The following is an 18,880-nucleotide window of genomic DNA, read 5'->3' on the forward strand; positions in this document are numbered from 1 at the left end:
TATACTACTTATCATCTTTTTTTTGATTGTTAAGTGGCTTAGTATAGTTGAATACTTCTTTTGACCAACTACGCGACCACTCACCAAATGGACGCAATAATTCCATAAGTTCTTTTCCCCGTTGGGTCAATTGATATCCCTCAATAGTACGTTCTACAATATCAGCTTCCCTTAACTCCTTAATACGATTGTTTAGTATTCCAGGAGAAATAGATTCACATCGCTGTTGAAGTTCTCTGAAAGTCGTGGAATCATCCTGTAAATTCCAGATGATACCCATTGCCCAATTTCTACCCAAGAGATCAAAAAGCGCCATAATAGGAAGTCCTGATTTGGAACCTCGAACTGGTTTTCCTGGATGTGGAACAGTCATATTTTTAATCCTCCTTATGTTGTCTATAATATTTTTTAAAACACCGCGCACATATATGAGCACGGTGATAGCCAAACACTTTATTTATTGGCGACTTTTTCTGACAATGGTTGTCCACCAACCCCAATATTATCAGAATCGAATTCTTCAATAAAAACAGTAAAAGCACTGAATGGAGAATGAGTGACTTCAGCTGCAACTGAAGTCAATTTCTCAATCAATTCTTTTTTCTTTTCAGGTTGTGTTTTTTTCATTTTAATTGTAATCACTGGCATAGATATTTTTTCCTTTCTTAAATAAAATATTGATATTGTGCTACTAAAATAATAGCATGCTATTAAATAAATATCAATGGTAAAATAAAGAAATTTTATATGACTAATCACGATAGCATGAGTGTCTGATCAAACGTAAATTTTTACATGCATTATCACTCTAAATGTCAAAAGTCATAGCAATTGGGTCAATAGCATTCCTAGCTTCCCGTTTTGTTATCGAGTTTCACTTTTGAAATCAATCTTCATTTTTAGAAAATGACGGAATACCTCATCAGGGCGATGTTATGCATTTTTTCCTGGTTCATAATGGTACTGGCATATGTACACACCTTACAGAAAAATCGAATCCTTCAGAGTATGTCTCGAAAAGGGAATTGTCATGATAATTCAATCATGGAAAACTTCTTTAGAATAATGATACAAGAAATGTATTATAGAGTATTTTATTATAGTTATGATGAACTGAAAGAATCGATAGAGAAATACATAAAGTATTACAATGAGCAAAGAATAAAAGAGAAACTAGGCTGGATGAGTCATGTAGAATACAGACTCTGCCTCTTGGCAGCATAAAGAAATAGGCGAAGTGGAAAAATCCACCTCGCCATAAAGTCTACCTTTAAAGGGTCACCTCAGAACGAAAATGTACCTTTTTTGCTCTCTTGATTTACCAAGTGTCCCGTCCCTGTAAGTTATAATTTAAGCCACAAGCATTCATGCCTGCGGCTTATCGTTTAAGTGGAGATAGTGGGATTCGAACCCATGACCTCTTGAATGCCATTCAAGCGCTCTCCCAGCTGAGCTATACCCCCATGTCGGCTATTATAACAAACCAATAAAAAAAAATCAACTACATATTGCAATTATTTTAATCAGTGGTATAATGTATCCAGAACATTTGCATATAGTTGTCTTCAGGGCAGGGTGAAATTCCCGACCGGCGGTAAAGTCCGCGAGCGTGTATCACGCAGAATTGGTGTAACTCCAATACCGACAGTAAAGTCTGGATGAAAGAAGATGTGTTAAATAGGACTAATACACCTGTCTATTATTAACACCTGAAGGGCACACTTTCAGGTGTTACTTTTATTTCAGGAGGATTGTATTATGAATTTAAACAAAAGAACCAGTAAACTAACCATTATGGCCATGCTCTGTGCGTTGGCTTTCGTAGCTGTTCTTACCATCAGAATCCCGATTATCCCGGTAGCACCCTTTTTGGAGTATGAACCAAAAGATGTTATCATTTTGACCGGAGGATTTATTTTCGGACCAATGTCTGCGGTGGTCATTTCCGTTATTGTTTCCTTTATAGAGTTAGTTACAATTAGCAGCACCGGAATTATTGGTCTTATTATGAACATTCTATCAACGGTAGCTTTTGTCTGCCCGGCTGCTTACCTTTATAAGAAACGTCATTCCATGACTGGTGCATTTGTAGGTATGGTGATTGGTTGTTTGCTTATGACAGTGATTATGGTCTTATGGAATTACTTGATTACACCAATTTATATGGGTTACCCCAGAGAAGCTGTTGTAAAGCTTTTACTTCCAGCAATCATTCCATTTAATCTCTTAAAAAGTGGAATTAATACGGTTCTGACCTTGCTTATATACAAACCACTTGTTACAACACTGAGAAAATCAAACCTTTTGACTTTTCACTCAGAGGAAAATCATAAGACTGGTAAATTAAGTTTAGGTATGACACTTATTATAGGAGTCATTCTAGTGACAATAACCATGGTAATTCTCGTATTAAACAATGTTATCTGATCGAAATATATATTTAAATAATTGTTTTTATCTAATTAAAGATAATCTAAAGCATAGATCAAGATGGATCGAATTTTAGAATCAACACTGCAATAAGTCCTAGCGATATTAATAATTACTATATACACGTCATCACTATCATGGCTCATGCAGCTATCTTCAAACATAAAAACCAGATTTAACTATTACAAAATAAATAATGCGTAGAAAGCGTCCATTCATTTTCATGAAATGCACTCTCTACGCATTATTTCTATTCTATCTAAACTATGATAGCTTTAAGTAAAACCAATTCCTTTGGCTTCTCTTCTACAAATCCCGATTTATCTCATTCTATTAATCAACCTGCCATCAGCTATTTTAAAACTAAAATACTGCTTCATTGAATGATCTTTAACAACCATACCACTATTGTATAAACGCTTTCCACCGTTTTAAATTACCCACATTAAATTCAAACTCTGGTGTATTGATGGAATCTTTTATTTCTGAAACGTAATACCATGGATCATCCTTATGAAGGGGATTTTTAAGCACCTGAAATTCTTGTGCTGGCATATATCCCTGGGCGAGAAGAAAGCAACGGTTTCCCAAAGCATCCTCCGCAACATCTACTACCATTACGCAGTGTCCCGGACTACCGCCTCGGATCAGCAAATCGCCAGATAATATCCGATTTAGCTCAACACTGCTGCACTCTTTTTCAAGTGAAATGGTCCCTGCATAAATCATTACCTGCCTTAGATACGTTAAAAAACTTTCATTGGAATCATCAAAGGCCTCCCGCTTCTCCCACGAGACCTTGTTACCTTCCACATTCAAACGCTTTCCATCTTTCCAAGAGGAATAATCCATTAAAAATCCATTGGTTAAATGAAAAGCGATTGAATCATATGCGCCTGCAGACCATAAATATTCTCCATACATACGCATTACGCTGTCCGCACACTGCTGCAAGTCTCCTTTTACTAAGGGCATAGAGAAAACCGCAGCGTGAGCTTCTTGGTTCCTTTTCTTACCTCCATCATATAAAAGCACTGGGCTTTTATCCGGTTTCAATTCATACTTCCTGAGATATCCCTGAAGACTTCCCACAGGTTTGTCCAGTCTTTGATAACCAGAAGGAGTATTAAATCGTTCTTCCAGCGTAATGCCGGTTGAATAAATTAGAGACCTTTGTACCGGTTGTCCATTGACTGCCTGATCAGGCTCCGTTATCTCACGATTTGATAACGAAACCTTAGTATCATCCGAACTAGTTAATACGGTAAAAGGGGTCTGCTCAGTTTCCAGAATGAGTGCCTTTTGCTTATGAAAGTATTTATTTTGAAATACAATTGAAACGCATATGAATGCAAATAACATTATAACATATAAATATCGTTTCATATTTAGCCAGCCCCCCATTACAATTTCCATTTTACCCTTGCTTATTTCTGCAATTGTAACATGTTACAAATGGGATTACCAGTAAATATAACGAATATTTAACATTAACTACGCGAAAACAAATCAAATACAATATGCTTACAAAGTATCGCTGCCCATCTCTTCATATTCTCCCAGTCGATCTGCTAATCTCCTGATATGATTATTTTTATATCCAACAATACAGGAAATCGATCCCAAGATGCCAGTACACAAAAACATCACTGCCATTCCGCTTCCAGCTCCGCTCCCCACCACATTTTTTAATAAATCTGCTAAGAGATGATCCGATCCCATAAGTGGTTCAAATACATAATCAGCCAAATAGCCTCCTAATAATATTCCTAAGGGAATGGTGGAAGAATGAATGGCATTGCGCAGTGCAAAGATACTTCCTTGCATGTTTTGAGGGATAAATTTGTATAAAATCATGGTCTGGCCTGCCATTACAAATGGAATAGGGACACTTGCTGCAATGCCTGCCAAAAGCCATACGGAAAGATTCTGCCCTACTCCCATCGTAAGATCCCCAAACAGGAAGGATACTCCTGCTGAGACATATAGAAGCTTTAAAGGGTTTGATTTTCCTCTCCCGCCTAAAACCATGATACCTCCGATAATACCTCCTGCGCCCAAAACTCCGCTTACTACAGAAAGTGCTTTGATATCATTTCCACTTCTGCTTAGAATCATGGGTGATAGAATATTCTCATAGGTAAGTCTGGAAAAGAAATTTATGATAGCTAAGCTTAGCATAATATATAATAGCCCTTTTTCATTTTTAAAAAATAAAATGCTATCCTTTAGATTGCCAGATTTTTTATTATTATTTTTCTTGACCCCATCAACGGATATCAGAGGCTCTGTTTTAATCGGAACCAGTGTTACGATACAAAACAAAAACGACAATAAGTCAGCAACCAAAACAAAGGGAAGTCCTGCAAAACCTGTAATCATGCCAGCCAACATTGGAGACACAACCATCGTGAGATTACTTGAAAAGGACTGTAATCCACTTGCTTTTTTATACTGACCGTCTGGTATAAGTGTTCCTGTAACCACTGAGGCTGCAGGAGATTGAAACGCATTAGCAAAACCAATGATTGCATTTACCACGTAAATTTGTTCTATAGACAGATTGTTTTGGGTTAGTTGAATGAATACTCCAACCGTCAATAAGGCTGCTACAGAATCAGAAATTATAAGAATCATTTTTTTAGAATGCCTATCTATGAAACCGCCTACAAAAATGCTGACAAGTATGTATGGGACGTAGGAACAAAATGTCATAAGTGAAACTGTCATGGCAGACTGTGTTCTTTGATAGGCCCAAATAGTTAGAGCAAATGCTGTCATAGCACTACCAAGCTGCGACACTGATTGTCCCAGCCAAAAAATGATATAATGTTTGTTTTTTTCCATTGTTCTCTCTCCTTATAAGTGTTTCGTCTTATAAGTACAAGATCCAATGCGGACGAGATAAGTTTAAATCAATCCATTCTGTACAAGCCTCGTCCATTGATCAGACCTTGTACAGAGAAATGCACTCATTAAAATCATCTTAGGAAGTAGATTCATACATATTCCTCTCTTTACATTCTCGTATCTAAATACCTTTCTATTATAACATCTCTTTCCTGTTATTGCAAAGTTCGCCTTCCCATATATAGTGAATGTTTATCCCTTATCTATAAAAATTTAATATTGCCCCCTCCCATAAGATGGGAGGGGGATTTGAACCAAAGTAAGATGATTAAATAACTCGAACAACTGTCATAAAAGTGCTAGAGCCTCCAAGAAGAGTTGCAGCACCAAGTAGTCCAAACAACTGTAGGGTAAGTGTATCACCTGCAGTTAAAGGAACAATAAATGTTGTAGTTAACATATTTTCAGCAACTGTAGGTGTAATTACAGAAGCAGTTATAGGAGCGCCATTTTGTAATATCCGTGAAGATACTAATAGCGCTACTGTTGTAGCTACTGCATAACTAATCAAATATTCTCCAGTTGTTGGTACCGTAAATACAGTATCTGTACCATCTACGGTAAACGTATTAAGGTTTTGATTATCTGGCAGTGGAACTGCGGTACCTCCCAATACTACTGCAATAACTGTTGCAGTCGTGTTGGCTGCCGACATACTATCACTAGTAACTACTGGACCGGTGGCTCCTGTAGCTCCTGTCGGACCTAACAAGCCGGCGACTCCTGCCGCACCAGTTGGCCCTGTCGGACCGGTTGGACCAGTATCTCCGGTTGGACCGGTAGGGCCAGTATCTCCGGTTGGACCCGTTGGACCAGTGGCTCCTGTTGGGCCGGTTGGGCCAGTGGCTCCTGTTGGACCGGTTGGGCCAGTATCTCCCGTCGGACCGGTTGGGCCGGTGGCTCCTGTCGGACCCGTTGGGCCAGTGGCTCCCGTTGGGCCGGTCGGGCCGGTGGCTCCTGTCGGACCCGTTGGGCCTGTATCTCCCGTTGGACCCGTTGGGCCGGTGGCTCCCGTTGGACCCGTTGGGCCGGTAGCTCCCGTTGGGCCGGTTGGGCCAGTGGCTCCTGTCGGACCCGTTGGGCCGGTGGCTCCCGTTGGGCCAGTTGGACCAGTATCTCCCGTTGGGCCTGTTGGGCCTGTTGGGCCTGTATCTCCCGTTGGGCCGGTTGGGCCGGTGGCTCCCGTTGGGCCGGTTGGGCCAGTATCTCCCGTTGGGCCGGTTGGGCCGGTGGCTCCCGTTGGACCCGTTGGGCCAGTATCTCCCGTTGGGCCTGTTGCGCCGGTGGCTCCCGTTGGACCCGTTGGGCCAGTATCTCCCGTTGGGCCGGTTGGGCCGGTAGCCCCCGTTGGACCCGTTGGGCCAGTATCTCCCGTTGGGCCTGTTGGGCCGGTATCTCCCGTTGGACCGGTGGCTCCCGTTGGGCCGGTTGGGCCGGTTGGGCCGGTATCTCCCGTTGGGCCGGTTGGGCCGGTGGCTCCCGTTGGACCCGTTGGACCAGTATCTCCCGTTGGACCGGTTGGGCCAGTATCTCCCGTTGGGCCGGTTGGGCCAGTATCTCCCGTTGGACCGGTTGGGCCAGTTAAACCAGTTGGCCCAGTATCTCCTGTTGGACCTGTTAATCCGGTTGGGCCAGTGGCTCCCGTCGGACCAGTAGCTCCCGTTGGACCGGTGGCTCCCGTCGGACCTGTAGCTCCCGTTGGACCGGTGGCTCCCGTCGGACCTGTAGCTCCCGTTGGACCGGTGGCTCCCGTCGGACCTGTATCTCCCGTTGGACCGGTGGCTCCCGTCGGACCTGTAGCTCCCGTTGGACCGGTGGTATTAGGATCGTCTTCTACAATGACCAAAGTCCCTTTTAACGGAACAATTAATGAGAAGAAAATTGTTGCAGTACTAATGTTTACTAGTGATAGGGTAACTGGAGCTGTTGTAACTTCTACAATTCCAATACCGTAAACTTCGCCAGTTTTTATCGGAGAATTCCCTTCCAGAAAATCTCCCTGGGAAGAGGACAAAGCAAAAGATGCTCCATTTGTGGATTGAGATGATTGTGTGGCAAGCCACCAATCGATTACAAACCTACCAGCCTCTGTAAACGTGATTACGCCAGTGGCTGGGTTATAGAGTATTCCTCCTGCCGAATAGACCACGGTTTCAAAAAGTACATTGGCACCAGAGGCAACAGTCGTAGCTGTATTTAGCTCTATTTGAAGTGCACTATTCGCCATTTTTAACCCTCCATTCTATAATTTTAATAGCAAGCTCTAATAAAAGAACTATGCTTATAGATATTTTATGAATGGATTTAAACTTTGGGAACTATGTCAACATTAAGATTAATTCGACATATTAATTACGCACTTCAATTATTACGCTTGCCCAACTGATAAAATTGTTTTATAGAGGAAAAGTTTCTTCAACGCTCTCTATCCGAAACAAATAATTCAAATGAAACAAATAATTCAAATCAAACAAAAATAAAAATTGAAAGAAAGAATTAGAAAATCACATTAGAAAATAATATTTTTTAATATATTTTTATAATTTTAAGTGTAAATACATATCAACAACTATACTCATTATTTAATTCTAATATTATCGCTTAATATTCTTTTTCTATGAAAAAGTAAATAAACAACCAAATAAATTCGATAAAATCCCAAATATTTTAATTTAAAACAAAAGATCAGCCACCTGTATTAAATATTACAGGCAGCTGATCTTTCATGGAATTAATTATAATTTATGTTCTTAATTAAATGGATTCTCTGATTCGTAAAGCATTCCTTTTGGCTGGTTAAATCCAATTTCCTCTACACCAAGATATTTAAATACTTCAAAAATTGCTTTGCCATAGTGACCAAAGGCAACTGCTCCATGATGTGGGAAGTTCTTTTCAATAAGCACATGACGGTAAAATCTACCCATTTCCGGAATGGCAAATACCCCAATAGAACCGAAGGAACGGGTGGCAACCGGAAGAACTTCGCCCTGAGCAACATAAGCACGAAGTAAATTATCTGCAGTACTCTGTAAACGGAAGAATGTGATATCGCCAGGAGCTATATCTCCTTCTAATGTTCCCTGAGTAACCTCTTCTGGAAGGGTTCTTGCCATAATCATCTGATACTTCATAGAGCAGGCAGACAACTTTCTTGAGCAAGTATTTCCGCAGTGGAATCCCATAAAGGTATCCTGATGAGTATAATTATGTTTTCCTTTGATATCATCAACATACATATCAGCTGGAACTGTATTATTAATATCAAGAAGGGTAACGGCATCCAGGCTGACACAGGTACCGATGAACTCACTAAGTGCTCCGTAGATATCTACTTCACAAGATACCGGGATACCCATACCAGTGAGGCGGCTGTTAACATAACATGGAACGAAACCAAACTGAGTTTGGAATGCAGGCCAGCATTTTCCAGCAATTGCAACATATTTACGATAGCCCTTGTGTGCCTCTACCCAATCAAGCAGGGTCAACTCATACTGAGCAAGTTTTGGAAGAATATCAGGTTTCTGGTTTCCTGCTCCCAGTTCTTTCTCCATATCTTTAACTACATCTGGGATTCTAGGATCATTTGCATGTTTATTATATGCTTCAAATAAATCTAGTTCCGAGTTCTCTTCAATCTCCACTCCCAAGTTATAAAGCTGTTTAATGGGTGCGTTGCATGCCAAGAAGTTTAATGGGCGAGGACCAAAGCTAATGATTTTCAAACTGGAAAGGCCTATTACTGATCTTGCAATTGGAAGAAATTCCTCGATCATGTCAGCACATTCCTTTGCTGTTCCTACTGGGTATTCAGGTATGTAAGCTTTAACATTTCTAAGTTTTAAATTATAGCTGGCATTTAACATTCCGCAGTAAGCATCACCACGGCCCTGGATTAAATTATCACCGCTCTCTTCTGCTGCTGCAATAAACATAACTGGTCCGTCAAAATGTTTTGCTAGAAGAGTTTCAGAAATCTCAGGTCCAAAGTTACCAAGGTATACCACTAAGGCATTACATCCGGCATTTTTTACATCTTCAAGTGCCTGCACCATGTGAATTTCACTTTCAACGATACAAACTGGGCACTCATAAATATTTTCCGCATTATATTTTGCTTCATAAGCCTCAATTAGAGCTTTTCTTCTGTTTACGGATAGAGTTTCCGGGAAACAATCTCTGCTGACCGCTACAATACCTACTTTTAATTCCGGGATATTATTCATCACATGACTCCTCCTATTATCATAAAAATATTAGTTAGTAAATTTCATTTTTTCTTCTTTCGTTTCATTCAATCAAACGGCAAGGTTCTCTCCGGTGATACCAATATAAGCCTCTTCTGGGAGTCCGCCTTCCTCATGACCGATGAGCCATTTGTTCTTCGCAAACAATAGACGGTCTTCTTCGTATACCATCTCTCCCAGAGGTTCTAACTCCTGATTCGTTCCCTTTGGAAGAATAACCACACAGCGGAACCCGCTATCCTCTACGTGGCATGGAGCGTAATGCAATGTAGTTGCAAAAACTTCAATCACAGTACCTGCCGGTACGAGAAATGCTTCCATTAGACTAGAATCATAAGTAAATTCCGGAGTAATATCCTGCTGCTTTCCCAGGATTAGAATGAGATCCGTCACCGCAATATTAATCTCAGAATCCCTGTGGTATTCCACCGCATTTAACTTACGGTTATGACCGTTACAGAAGCCAACCTGAATGGGCATCTGACCGTATAATTTTTTCTCAAATTCCTTAGTTACTGCTAATTCCTCCAGTTCCTTCACCGACGGAACATAGGTAACATCATCAGGAAGTGGCGTGCTGCCCATCTTTTCTAATAAATCACCTGTTTCATAGCCAGTAATGACTTTTCCATAAGCACGAAAGGCTTCATCTGTCACTGGTTTGACTGCTAACTCCATAAGATACTTCCTCTCCCCTTTTATTCTCCGAATACAGCCAGATAATCTTGTTTGAATTTCTCAATTCCCTGATCTGTAAGTGGGTGCTTTGTCATCTGTTCCAATACTTTGTATGGAACTGTAGCTATGTCGGCTCCCGCCTTCGCACAGTCTATTACATGAATAGGGTTTCTTACACTAGCTGCAATGATCTCTGTCTCAATTCCGTGAATTTCAAAGATTTCCATAATATCTGCGATCAAATCGATTCCTGGCATTGAGATATCATCAAGCCGTCCAACGAATGGAGATACATAAGTAGCTCCTGCCCTTGCTGCAAGAAGTGCCTGGGCTGCGGAAAATACAAGCGTCACATTGGTCTTAATGTCTTCTGCTGTCAGCACCTTTACTGCCTTTAGGCCCTCAAGGGTCATTGGTATCTTCACTACCATATTCGGATGGATTGCGGCGATTACTCGTCCTTCTGCTATCATTCCCTGTGCATCCACTGTAGTGGCCTTTACTTCTCCACTGATAGGACCGTCTACGATAGAAGCAATCTCAGCGATTACCTGACCAAAATCACGTCCCTCTTTTGCTATGAGGGAGGGGTTGGTGGTTACTCCACAGATGATTCCCATTTCCTCAGCCATTCTAATTTCTTCTACATTTGCTGTATCAATAAAAAAACGCATATCCTTAGCCTCCTGTTTGTTTTATTATTTCTTTATAAAGATGCCAGCTTTTTATAGCTATCTTTTAAATCTTCATAAAGTTTTTTGTACAATGAGTGATAATTCTTGTAAAGTTCTGCCTGGACTGACTCCGGCTCTGTGGACTTATCTTCAGAAATCATGGCGTCACAAGCTGATTCTACACTTTCATAAATTCCACAACCTACACCTGCTAAGATGGCCACGCCAAGAGCTGGCCCTTCCGTCTGCTCTACGGTTTTTACTCCACATTCATACATATCGGAAAGCATCTGGCGCCAAATAGGGCTTTTACCACCACCACCACAGGCCATCATCTGATCCACTTCAATTCCCATTTCCTTTAATATGTCATTGCAATCACTAAGAGAATAAGAAACTCCCTCCATCACAGCTCTGAGCATATGGGCTTTGGTATGAATGGCTGACAGACCGAAGAATACACCTCTGCAATCTGGATCGAGATGGGGCGTTCTCTCTCCCATTAAGTAAGGCAAGTAAAGGAGCTTGTCGCTGCCTGCTTTTACTTGTGCAACATCGCGGTTGATTAAATCGTATACATCAACGCCCTGTTTGTCGGCTTCTTCCATGTAATCCTGGCAGAAATTATCTTTAAACCACTTTAAGGAGAGTCCAGCTCCCTGGGTAACCCCCATAACGTGCCATGCATTTGGAACGGCACAGCAACATGTATGTACTCTTCCTTTTGGATCTATGGTAACCTGACTGCTATGGGCGAACACGACGCCTGAGGTTCCTATGGTGGTAAAAGCGGTACCATCTCTTACTACACCAGTTCCCACTGCTGCTGCTGCATTGTCTCCTGCTCCACCAACTACCTTTGTTTCCTCAGAAAGTCCAGTTAGAGCTGCAATCTCTGGAAGAAGTGTTCCTGTGACTTCGCAGGATTCATAAACTTTCCCCAAAAGCTTCTGGTCGATATCAAGTTTATGCAGGACATCCTCTGACCAGCACCTTTTTGCAACATTTAATAACTGCATACCGCTGGCATCGGAAACCTCTGTGGCAAATACTCCAGTAAGAACAAGGCGGATATAATCCTTTGGCAAAAGAATGTGTTTGCATCTCTTATAAAGATCAGGTTCATTCTTTCTTACCCAGAGAATCTTTGCTGCTGTCCAGCCGGTAAGAGGTGGATTGGCAGTAATTTCAATCCATTGTTCCCTTGTCATAATCTTTAACATGTCTTCCACTTCTGCACCAGTTCTTTGATCACACCAGATGATAGAAGGGCGTAACACTTCATTGTTCTCATCAAGCATAACAAGCCCATGCATCTGGCCAGATATACCGATTCCTTTGATATCGTCCTTAGAAACCCCTGACTTTAAAACCACCTGGGAGAGAGTTTCTAAAACTGCATCCCGCCAGTCCTCAGGTTTTTGCTCTGCCCAGCCGTTTTGTGGCTGGTAAAGAGGGTATTCCTTTGATGCGGAAGCTACCACTTTTCCGCTCTCTTCAAATAGAACTGTCTTTGTGGCAGATGTTCCTACATCAATCCCAATCAGATAATTCATCCACATACCTCCTCGTAAAGTATCATAACCTGATTATAATATAATTAATGAAAAAAAGCGTGCTCTTATTTGTCCAAGTAATAGCACTTTCTTGCACTTTTGTTCTTTTCTGAATGTATGGCCTTAAAAATAAATCAAATCTATGAAATATGTACCGCGAAAATTTTTCAACATAGAATAGACTATATCTTTTTCACAGGAGTGTCTTCTATGTTTGATCCTTATTTGGTGCTTACACCAATGCACTATCTCTATCTTTTGGGCGTCATCGTAATTCTGGCCGTTATGATGTTTCGGAAGGACACCCTTCTTGTCTGCATCGCATTTCTTTTTATTCTGGGGGTTGCAGGATTTGGCTCTGTCACTGGCGGTATCATAACCGTTTTCAATGCTATTGTTTATGCCGCAAAGGAATTTATGGATATTATTGCCACCATAGCCCTGATCATTGCCCTATCCAAATGCTTAAAGGAACTGGGAAGCGACTATCTAATGATGTCACCCATGTCAAAAATCATGAAATCACCTTCCATCACCTGGTGGGTCCTGGGGGTTACCATGCTGGTATTCTCCCTTTTTCTATGGCCCTCTCCTGCGGTTGCCCTGGTCGGAGCCATCGCCTTTCCTTTTGCAGTAAAGGCCGGGCTTGATCCTCTATTTGCAGCTATGGCCATGAATCTCTTTGGCCACGGAATTGCCTTAAGCTATGATTTTATTATTCAGGGTGCACCCGCCATCTCAGCAGGCGCCGCCTCCATTGATACCTCTGATATCTTGATAGAAGGAGGTCCTCTTTTTCTGGTAATGGGTATTGTTACTGTCTGCTCTGCATACTTCTTAAACAGAAAAGAAATTGGTGCTTGCTGCCAGAATGTATTTATTCAAGAAGTCGATGAGTTTGAACCGGAGCCATGGGATTTCACCTCTCTATTCATGGCGATTTTAACCCCACTTGCCTTTTTGGCCAATATTATTTTCATGCTTGTTTTCCATTTGAAAGGTTCCGTCGCCACCAGCATGATATCCGGCACTGCCATCTTACTCACTTGTATTGGTACTGTATTAGGTTATGGGGTACATTCTTTGGAACGAATTACGTTTTATATTACAGATGGCTTCCTTTTTGCCATACGCATCTTTGCTCCTGTCATTATTATTGGAGCATTTTTCTTTTTAGGAGGAAATGGCATTACTGCTATTATGGGAGATTCTTTTCAAAGAGGAATCATGAACGACTGGGCTCTCTGGCTTGCTCACAATGCCCCTCTTAACAAATATATGGCGGCAATCTTAGAGATGGCGGCAGGTTGTCTTACTGGCTTAGACGGATCCGGTTTTTCTGGTCTACCATTAACTGGTTCTCTTGCAAATACCTTTGGTACAGCAGTAGGGGCATCCGTTCCTATCTTGGCTTCCCTTGGGCAGATCACTGCAATCTTTGTGGGGGGAGGCACCATTGTTCCATGGGGACTGATTCCTGTTGCTGCCATTTGTAACGTAAATCCTCTGGAACTTGCCAGAAAAAACTTTCTCCCTGTCATCATAGGCTTCCTGGCAACATTTTTGGTCGCCTGTGTTCTTTTATAACCCATTCAGCTCGAAGGAGGAATTGCTATGTGTGGAATTGCTGGTTTTTACAATTCAAACCGAAATTATTTTAAAGAAAGAACCTATTATGAGACTGTGCTCGAAAAAATGTCAGCAGCCCAAAGGCATCGGGGGCCTGACGATTCTGGAATCTGGCTATTTGAGCACGGTGGTCTTTCCCATGCCCGTTTATCCATCATTGATCTAGCAAACGGCATTCAGCCTATGAAGAAAACAGATGCCGGAAAGACCTTCGCCATTGTATATAACGGTGAAATATACAACACGGAGGAACTCCGAAATGACCTGATAAAACGTGGCCATTCCTTTACCACCACCTGCGATACGGAAGTTATTCTCGCCGGATATATGGAATACGGTCCTGATTTCGTCAAACAGCTTAACGGGATTTTTGCTTTTGCTATACAAGACCCTTACCGAAAAGGATTGTGCCTCTTTCGAGATCGCTCTGGAGTTAAGCCTCTCTTTTATACTATTCAGGATGATGAAATCCTTTTCTCCTCGGAATTAAAGGGAATCCTTGCTTATCCAGGCGTAGAAAGGGTCCTGGATAGAGATGGATTAAATCAGGTGTTTTCCATTGGTCCGGCCCGCACTCCTGGCTCTGGGATCTTAAAAGGAATGAAAGAACTTCTTCCAGGACACTACCTCTTTTGCTCTGGTGACGGCTTTCGTTTAAAAAGCTATTGGAAGCTTGAAAGCCACCCACATGAAGACAGTTATGAAGAAACCATCGAAAAGACTTCCTTTTTGGTTCGGGACTCCATACGTCGCCAGATGGTATCTGATGTGCCTATTTGTACCTTTTTATCCGGGGGGCTGGATTCCAGTCTTGTTTCAGCCGTTTGCTCCCAAGAACTTAAAAAACAGGGCAAAAGACTTGCTACCTTTTCCTTTGACTTTGTAAATAACGATCAATTTTTTAAGGCCAGCCAATTCCAGCCTTCTCAGGACCGCCCCTATGTAGATCAAATGGTAAAGTTCTTAGATTCTGACCATCACTTTCTGGAATGTGACAACGTAACTCAAGCAGACCGGCTCTACGATTCTGTCAGAGCTCATGATCTGCCTTCCATGGGAGATATTGATTCTTCTCTTTTGCACTTTTGCTCCTTGGTAAAGCCTTTTAATAAAGTAACACTAACTGGTGAATGTGCCGATGAGATTTTTGGAGGTTATCCTTGGTTTCATAAAGAAGAGTGTTTCAATGCACACGCGTTTCCCTGGACCATGGATTTAAAGCCCCGGAAAGCTATTTTAAATGACGAATTTCTTAGTTATTTAAAGATGGATGACTACGTAAAAGAAACTTACGAAAAATCCATTGCAGAAACACCAACTCTTGCACAGGATAATAAAATGGAAGCAAGGAGAAGGGAGATCTCCTACTTAAACCTCCGCTGGTTCATGCAGACCTTATTAAACCGTATGGATCGAACCAGCATGTATTCAGGTTTGGAAGCAAGAGTTCCCTTTGCGGACCATCGTATCATTGAATACGTCTGGAACGTCCCGTGGGATATGAAGACAAAAAATGGAGTTGTAAAAAATCTTCTTAGAGAATCCGGTAAAGGTCTTCTTCCCGATGAGGTTCTGTTTCGAAAGAAATCACCTTATCCCAAGACCTATGATACCAATTACGAAGCTTTGCTCATTAGCCGGGTAAAGGAAATGGCTTCTGGTTCTGCCCCCGTTATGCAGTTCATTGATAGGAAACTTCTGGAAAAGTTCTTAACAAGTCCTTCCGATTACGGAAAACCATGGTATGGTCAGTTAATGGCTGGTCCTCAGATGCTCGCCTATCTCCTTCAAATCAACCATTGGCTGGAAACTTACCAGATTTCAGTCGAATAAATAGGAAGGTGCGGTCCCTTAAAATTAAGGAACCGCGCCTTCTTTTTTACTCTTTTTTTATCTAATTCCTACGAACTTTGTCATATTTTCGTAAACATAGAAAGAAAACTGTAAGACCCCTATTTCCTGTTTTATGTTAATATATGTTTGAAAAACATAAGACTGAAACTAAGGAGTTATTTATGAAACATTACAGCATTGGCGAAGTTTCAGACCGTTTGGGCATAAGTCGGGATGCACTTCGATTTTATGAAAAAAAGGGTATTATTAAACCAAAAAAAGAAAAAAACGGATACCGGGCCTATACTTATGATGACATCCATAAGCTTTCAAGCATCTTATTTTACCGGAGGCTTAATTTCAGCTTAGAAGACATTGACCGGATTCTATATCATAGTTCTCTTCCCTCCTATCATTCCATCATTCAGGAAAAAATAGCAAAAGAAAAGCAGGAAGTTGAAAAGCACAAGCAATCTTTGGTCCATCTGGCCCATTTAAAACAACTATCAAAAAATATAGAACTTTGTTTAAACCACTACGATATCCGTCCGCTTAGGCGCCATTATATCATTCCAGATAATGGGTTTATCTATGAAAAAGGAATTTCTGACTTATGCTATCGTTTTCAGGAATACCACATAAAGGAGGATTCTGCGGAAAAAGGCAAAGAATACTCTGTAATTGCAAGTCATACTGCTGCAGTCATGGATTTTTATGAAGAAATAGAGAATTTCCCCATGCTTCAGCATAACCGGTGCGTTTATACCATGATTGCCTCCCCTCAACCCACTCCGGATTCTTCCGCAATCAATGAAGCAGCTAATTGGTCAAGGGAGCAAGGATATTCACTTACTGGCACTGCCTATAGCTTTCACCTTCCAGGCTATACATTTTTACATAAACCAAATGAAAAAACAGAGGAATCAATTTACTATATAGAATTATTCTTGCCATTACATAATGCATAGGGAGGTTTTATTAAAAAATCAGAAAGTATAATAAGCCTGTATTGGCATCGAAGAGCCTTGCTTTTTTATCTGCCAGAGTCATTAATGAAGCAAGTTATTATTAATCATAAGTGAACGATTTGTATGAAGAAAGCAAGGCGGCTCCGGTGTGATGTCTGAAATTCGAAGTTGTAAATAGACAAACAAATAGAAATATCTTTTTACTTGATATTTATGGTGTGAATCCTATAATATTTATTTTAAGGAAACAGACTATTTAAACATAATTGACAAAAGATTTTCAAGGAATGGTTTGTATATATTAAGAGCTCTTAAATAATTTAGCCCCCGGGATATAGACCTGATAGATAATGAGGAATTCAATTAATGGCTGTTATACCGGTGGGAATTACTCGCCATATTAAACTAAGAAGAATATTTTTAATTATGTTTCCCAATCTTATTTCATTTCTAAAAAGCTATATGATGAAGATTTTGGAACAATGATTCAGGTTCTTAGTCCCTAAATATCTTCCTTTATTACATATCTGTCTAACCCCTTTTCTTGTAAGCAGATGATTAAACCTATATATTTCTGACAAGCGTTACTATTTTCTTAATTTCTTTTCATATCTTATTCTCATTTTTTACTCTCTTCAAAAATATAGCGAAAAATATTAAAGAAGTTTATTAATTGCTTTAGCACGGCATTGATTGTGATTTTTGTGTTGATACAAAAAACCACTGCTTTTGCCTCATTGTCTTCTCATTAAGAAACGGATTCGATTTCCTGCATACTTTAATATATAGATCTAAATATTTGATTTATATACTTTCAGTAAAATAAAGAAAAAGGAGATATTTCTTAATTATGAGTAATATAGCACTTCAAATAGAACGTACTACAGATGGTTCCGTTGTGAATGGTGCCAATGTTCTTTTTGATTCCACGGTATATTCCGCTGGTAACATTAGTTACAATCCCTTAACAGGTGTCATAACCATCAACGAAACAGGTAGATTCTACATTGATTGGTGGGTTGCAAGTCAGTCTTCTTCTTCCTCAATCGGTTTGGTTTTTGCCGTATCCACCTCACAAGGTGATTTTCTAGAAGGAAATTCACCAATTAAAACAACTGAAGTTGTAGGTGTCGGTATTATAGAGGTTCTGGTAGCCCCAGTAACACTGTCCTTGGTAAATGCCAGTTCAGGTACCGTTTTCTACACTCCTAACTTACCTGTAAAAGCCACTCTTGTGATTATCGAGGATGACTTTGTAAATGAAGGACCTACTGGCGCAACTGGGCCTACTGGGCCTACTGGGCCTACTGGCGATACCGGACCTACTGGATCGACTGGATCCACCGGACCTACTGGCGACACCGGACCTACCGGCGATACTGGACCTACCGGCGATACTGGACCTTCTGGTGATACTGGACCTACTGGACCTACCGGACCTACCGGACCTACCGGACCTACCGGACCTACCGGACCTACCGGCGATACTGGACCTACTGGCGACACTGGACCTACCGGGCCTACCGGCGATACCGGCGACACTGGACCTACCGGGCCTACCGGCGATACCGGCGACACTGGACCTACTGGACCTACCGGGCCTACCGGCGACACTGGACCTACTGGACCTACTGGCGATACTGGACCTACCGGCGATACTGGACCTACTGGACCTACCGGCGACACTGGACCTACCGGCGACACTGGACCTACCGGCGACACTGGACCTACCGGCGACACTGGACCTACTGGACCTACTGGCGATACTGGACCTACTGGCGATACTGGACCTACCGGACCTACCGGCGACACTGGACCTACCGGCGACACTGGACCTACTGGACCTACTGGACCTACTGGCGATACTGGACCTACTGGCGATACTGGACCTACTGGTGACACCGGACCTACTGGTGACACCGGACCTACTGGTGACACCGGACCTACTGGTG

At 41.5% G+C, this 18,880-nt stretch carries 15 protein-coding genes, 1 tRNA gene, 1 pseudogene and 1 riboswitch; of the genes and pseudogenes, 6 read left to right on the forward strand and 11 right to left on the reverse strand.

The window, feature by feature from the left end:
* Window positions 1-4 precede the first annotated feature (4 nt).
* Window positions 5-373 carry a winged helix-turn-helix transcriptional regulator gene (locus BET01_RS09095; protein ID WP_120196487.1) on the reverse strand — a complete coding sequence of 123 codons (369 nt, stop codon included), beginning with the start codon at window positions 371-373 and terminating at the stop codon, window positions 5-7.
* Window positions 374-453: 80 nt separating this feature from the next.
* Window positions 454-648: a 4-oxalocrotonate tautomerase DmpI gene (gene dmpI, locus BET01_RS09100; protein ID WP_120196488.1), complete on the reverse strand. Its 195-nt coding sequence runs from the start codon at window positions 646-648 to the stop codon at window positions 454-456.
* 309 nt (window positions 649-957) lie between these two features.
* On the opposite strand from dmpI, the gene BET01_RS22510 reads away from it, so the two are divergent.
* Window positions 958-1,224 (forward strand): IS3 family transposase, encoded by a 267-nt coding sequence (locus BET01_RS22510; RefSeq protein WP_408610157.1) that lies wholly within the window; start codon window positions 958-960, stop codon window positions 1,222-1,224.
* 166 nt (window positions 1,225-1,390) lie between these two features.
* On the opposite strand, the gene BET01_RS09110 is transcribed toward BET01_RS22510, so the two are convergent.
* Window positions 1,391-1,463, reverse strand: a tRNA-Ala gene (locus BET01_RS09110).
* Window positions 1,464-1,557: 94 nt separating this feature from the next.
* A riboswitch (FMN riboswitch) is annotated at window positions 1,558-1,674 on the forward strand.
* Between the two features lie 84 nt (window positions 1,675-1,758).
* On the opposite strand from BET01_RS09110, the gene BET01_RS09115 reads away from it, so the two are divergent.
* Window positions 1,759-2,427: an ECF transporter S component gene (locus tag BET01_RS09115; protein ID WP_120196490.1), complete on the forward strand. Its 669-nt coding sequence runs from the start codon at window positions 1,759-1,761 to the stop codon at window positions 2,425-2,427.
* A 408-nt stretch (window positions 2,428-2,835) separates the two neighbouring features.
* Here the strand turns inward: BET01_RS09115 and BET01_RS09120 are convergent, their stop codons facing one another.
* From BET01_RS09120 to xylB, 8 genes and pseudogenes are all read right to left on the reverse strand, one after another.
* Complete coding sequence (locus BET01_RS09120; protein WP_243117168.1) at window positions 2,836-3,816, reverse strand: DUF4846 domain-containing protein; 981 nt, start codon at window positions 3,814-3,816, stop codon at window positions 2,836-2,838.
* 138 nt (window positions 3,817-3,954) lie between these two features.
* The gene (locus tag BET01_RS09125) at window positions 3,955-5,277 is read right to left on the reverse strand and encodes an MFS transporter (RefSeq protein WP_120196491.1); all 1,323 of its coding nucleotides are present in this window, start codon (window positions 5,275-5,277) and stop codon (window positions 3,955-3,957) included.
* A 331-nt stretch (window positions 5,278-5,608) separates the two neighbouring features.
* Window positions 5,609-5,995: a BclA C-terminal domain-containing protein gene (locus BET01_RS22515; protein ID WP_408610159.1), complete on the reverse strand. Its 387-nt coding sequence runs from the start codon at window positions 5,993-5,995 to the stop codon at window positions 5,609-5,611.
* Window positions 5,996-6,331: 336 nt separating this feature from the next.
* Window positions 6,332-6,598: pseudogene (locus BET01_RS22520) on the reverse strand (hypothetical protein); the annotation flags it as partial.
* Between the two features lie 1,492 nt (window positions 6,599-8,090).
* Complete coding sequence (locus BET01_RS09135) at window positions 8,091-9,569, reverse strand: L-fucose/L-arabinose isomerase family protein (protein WP_120196492.1); 1,479 nt, start codon at window positions 9,567-9,569, stop codon at window positions 8,091-8,093.
* A gap of 72 nt (window positions 9,570-9,641) precedes the next feature.
* Window positions 9,642-10,268 carry a DUF4867 family protein gene (locus tag BET01_RS09140; RefSeq protein WP_120196493.1) on the reverse strand — a complete coding sequence of 209 codons (627 nt, stop codon included), beginning with the start codon at window positions 10,266-10,268 and terminating at the stop codon, window positions 9,642-9,644.
* 20 nt (window positions 10,269-10,288) lie between these two features.
* Window positions 10,289-10,942, reverse strand: coding sequence for a fructose-6-phosphate aldolase (gene fsa / locus BET01_RS09145; protein WP_120196494.1), 654 nt, complete (start codon window positions 10,940-10,942; stop codon window positions 10,289-10,291).
* Window positions 10,943-10,974: 32 nt separating this feature from the next.
* Window positions 10,975-12,498 carry a xylulokinase gene (gene xylB, locus BET01_RS09150; protein ID WP_120196495.1) on the reverse strand — a complete coding sequence of 508 codons (1,524 nt, stop codon included), beginning with the start codon at window positions 12,496-12,498 and terminating at the stop codon, window positions 10,975-10,977.
* A 210-nt stretch (window positions 12,499-12,708) separates the two neighbouring features.
* On the opposite strand from xylB, the gene BET01_RS09155 reads away from it, so the two are divergent.
* The 4 genes from BET01_RS09155 to BET01_RS22015 all read left to right on the forward strand — a co-directional run.
* Window positions 12,709-14,085, forward strand: coding sequence for a citrate transporter (locus BET01_RS09155; RefSeq protein ID WP_120196496.1), 1,377 nt, complete (start codon window positions 12,709-12,711; stop codon window positions 14,083-14,085).
* A 27-nt stretch (window positions 14,086-14,112) separates the two neighbouring features.
* On the forward strand, window positions 14,113-15,960 hold the full coding sequence (asnB, locus tag BET01_RS09160; RefSeq protein ID WP_120196497.1) for an asparagine synthase (glutamine-hydrolyzing): 1,848 nt from the start codon (window positions 14,113-14,115) through the stop codon (window positions 15,958-15,960).
* A 182-nt stretch (window positions 15,961-16,142) separates the two neighbouring features.
* Window positions 16,143-16,928: a MerR family transcriptional regulator gene (locus BET01_RS09165; protein WP_120196498.1), complete on the forward strand. Its 786-nt coding sequence runs from the start codon at window positions 16,143-16,145 to the stop codon at window positions 16,926-16,928.
* Between the two features lie 1,259 nt (window positions 16,929-18,187).
* The coding region (locus BET01_RS22015; RefSeq protein WP_243117169.1) for a hypothetical protein at window positions 18,188-18,880 on the forward strand (693 nt) is incomplete at its 3' end.

Source organism: Lacrimispora algidixylanolytica, from assembly GCF_003609635.1.
Taxonomy (GTDB): Bacteria; Bacillota; Clostridia; order Lachnospirales; family Lachnospiraceae; genus Lacrimispora; species Lacrimispora algidixylanolytica.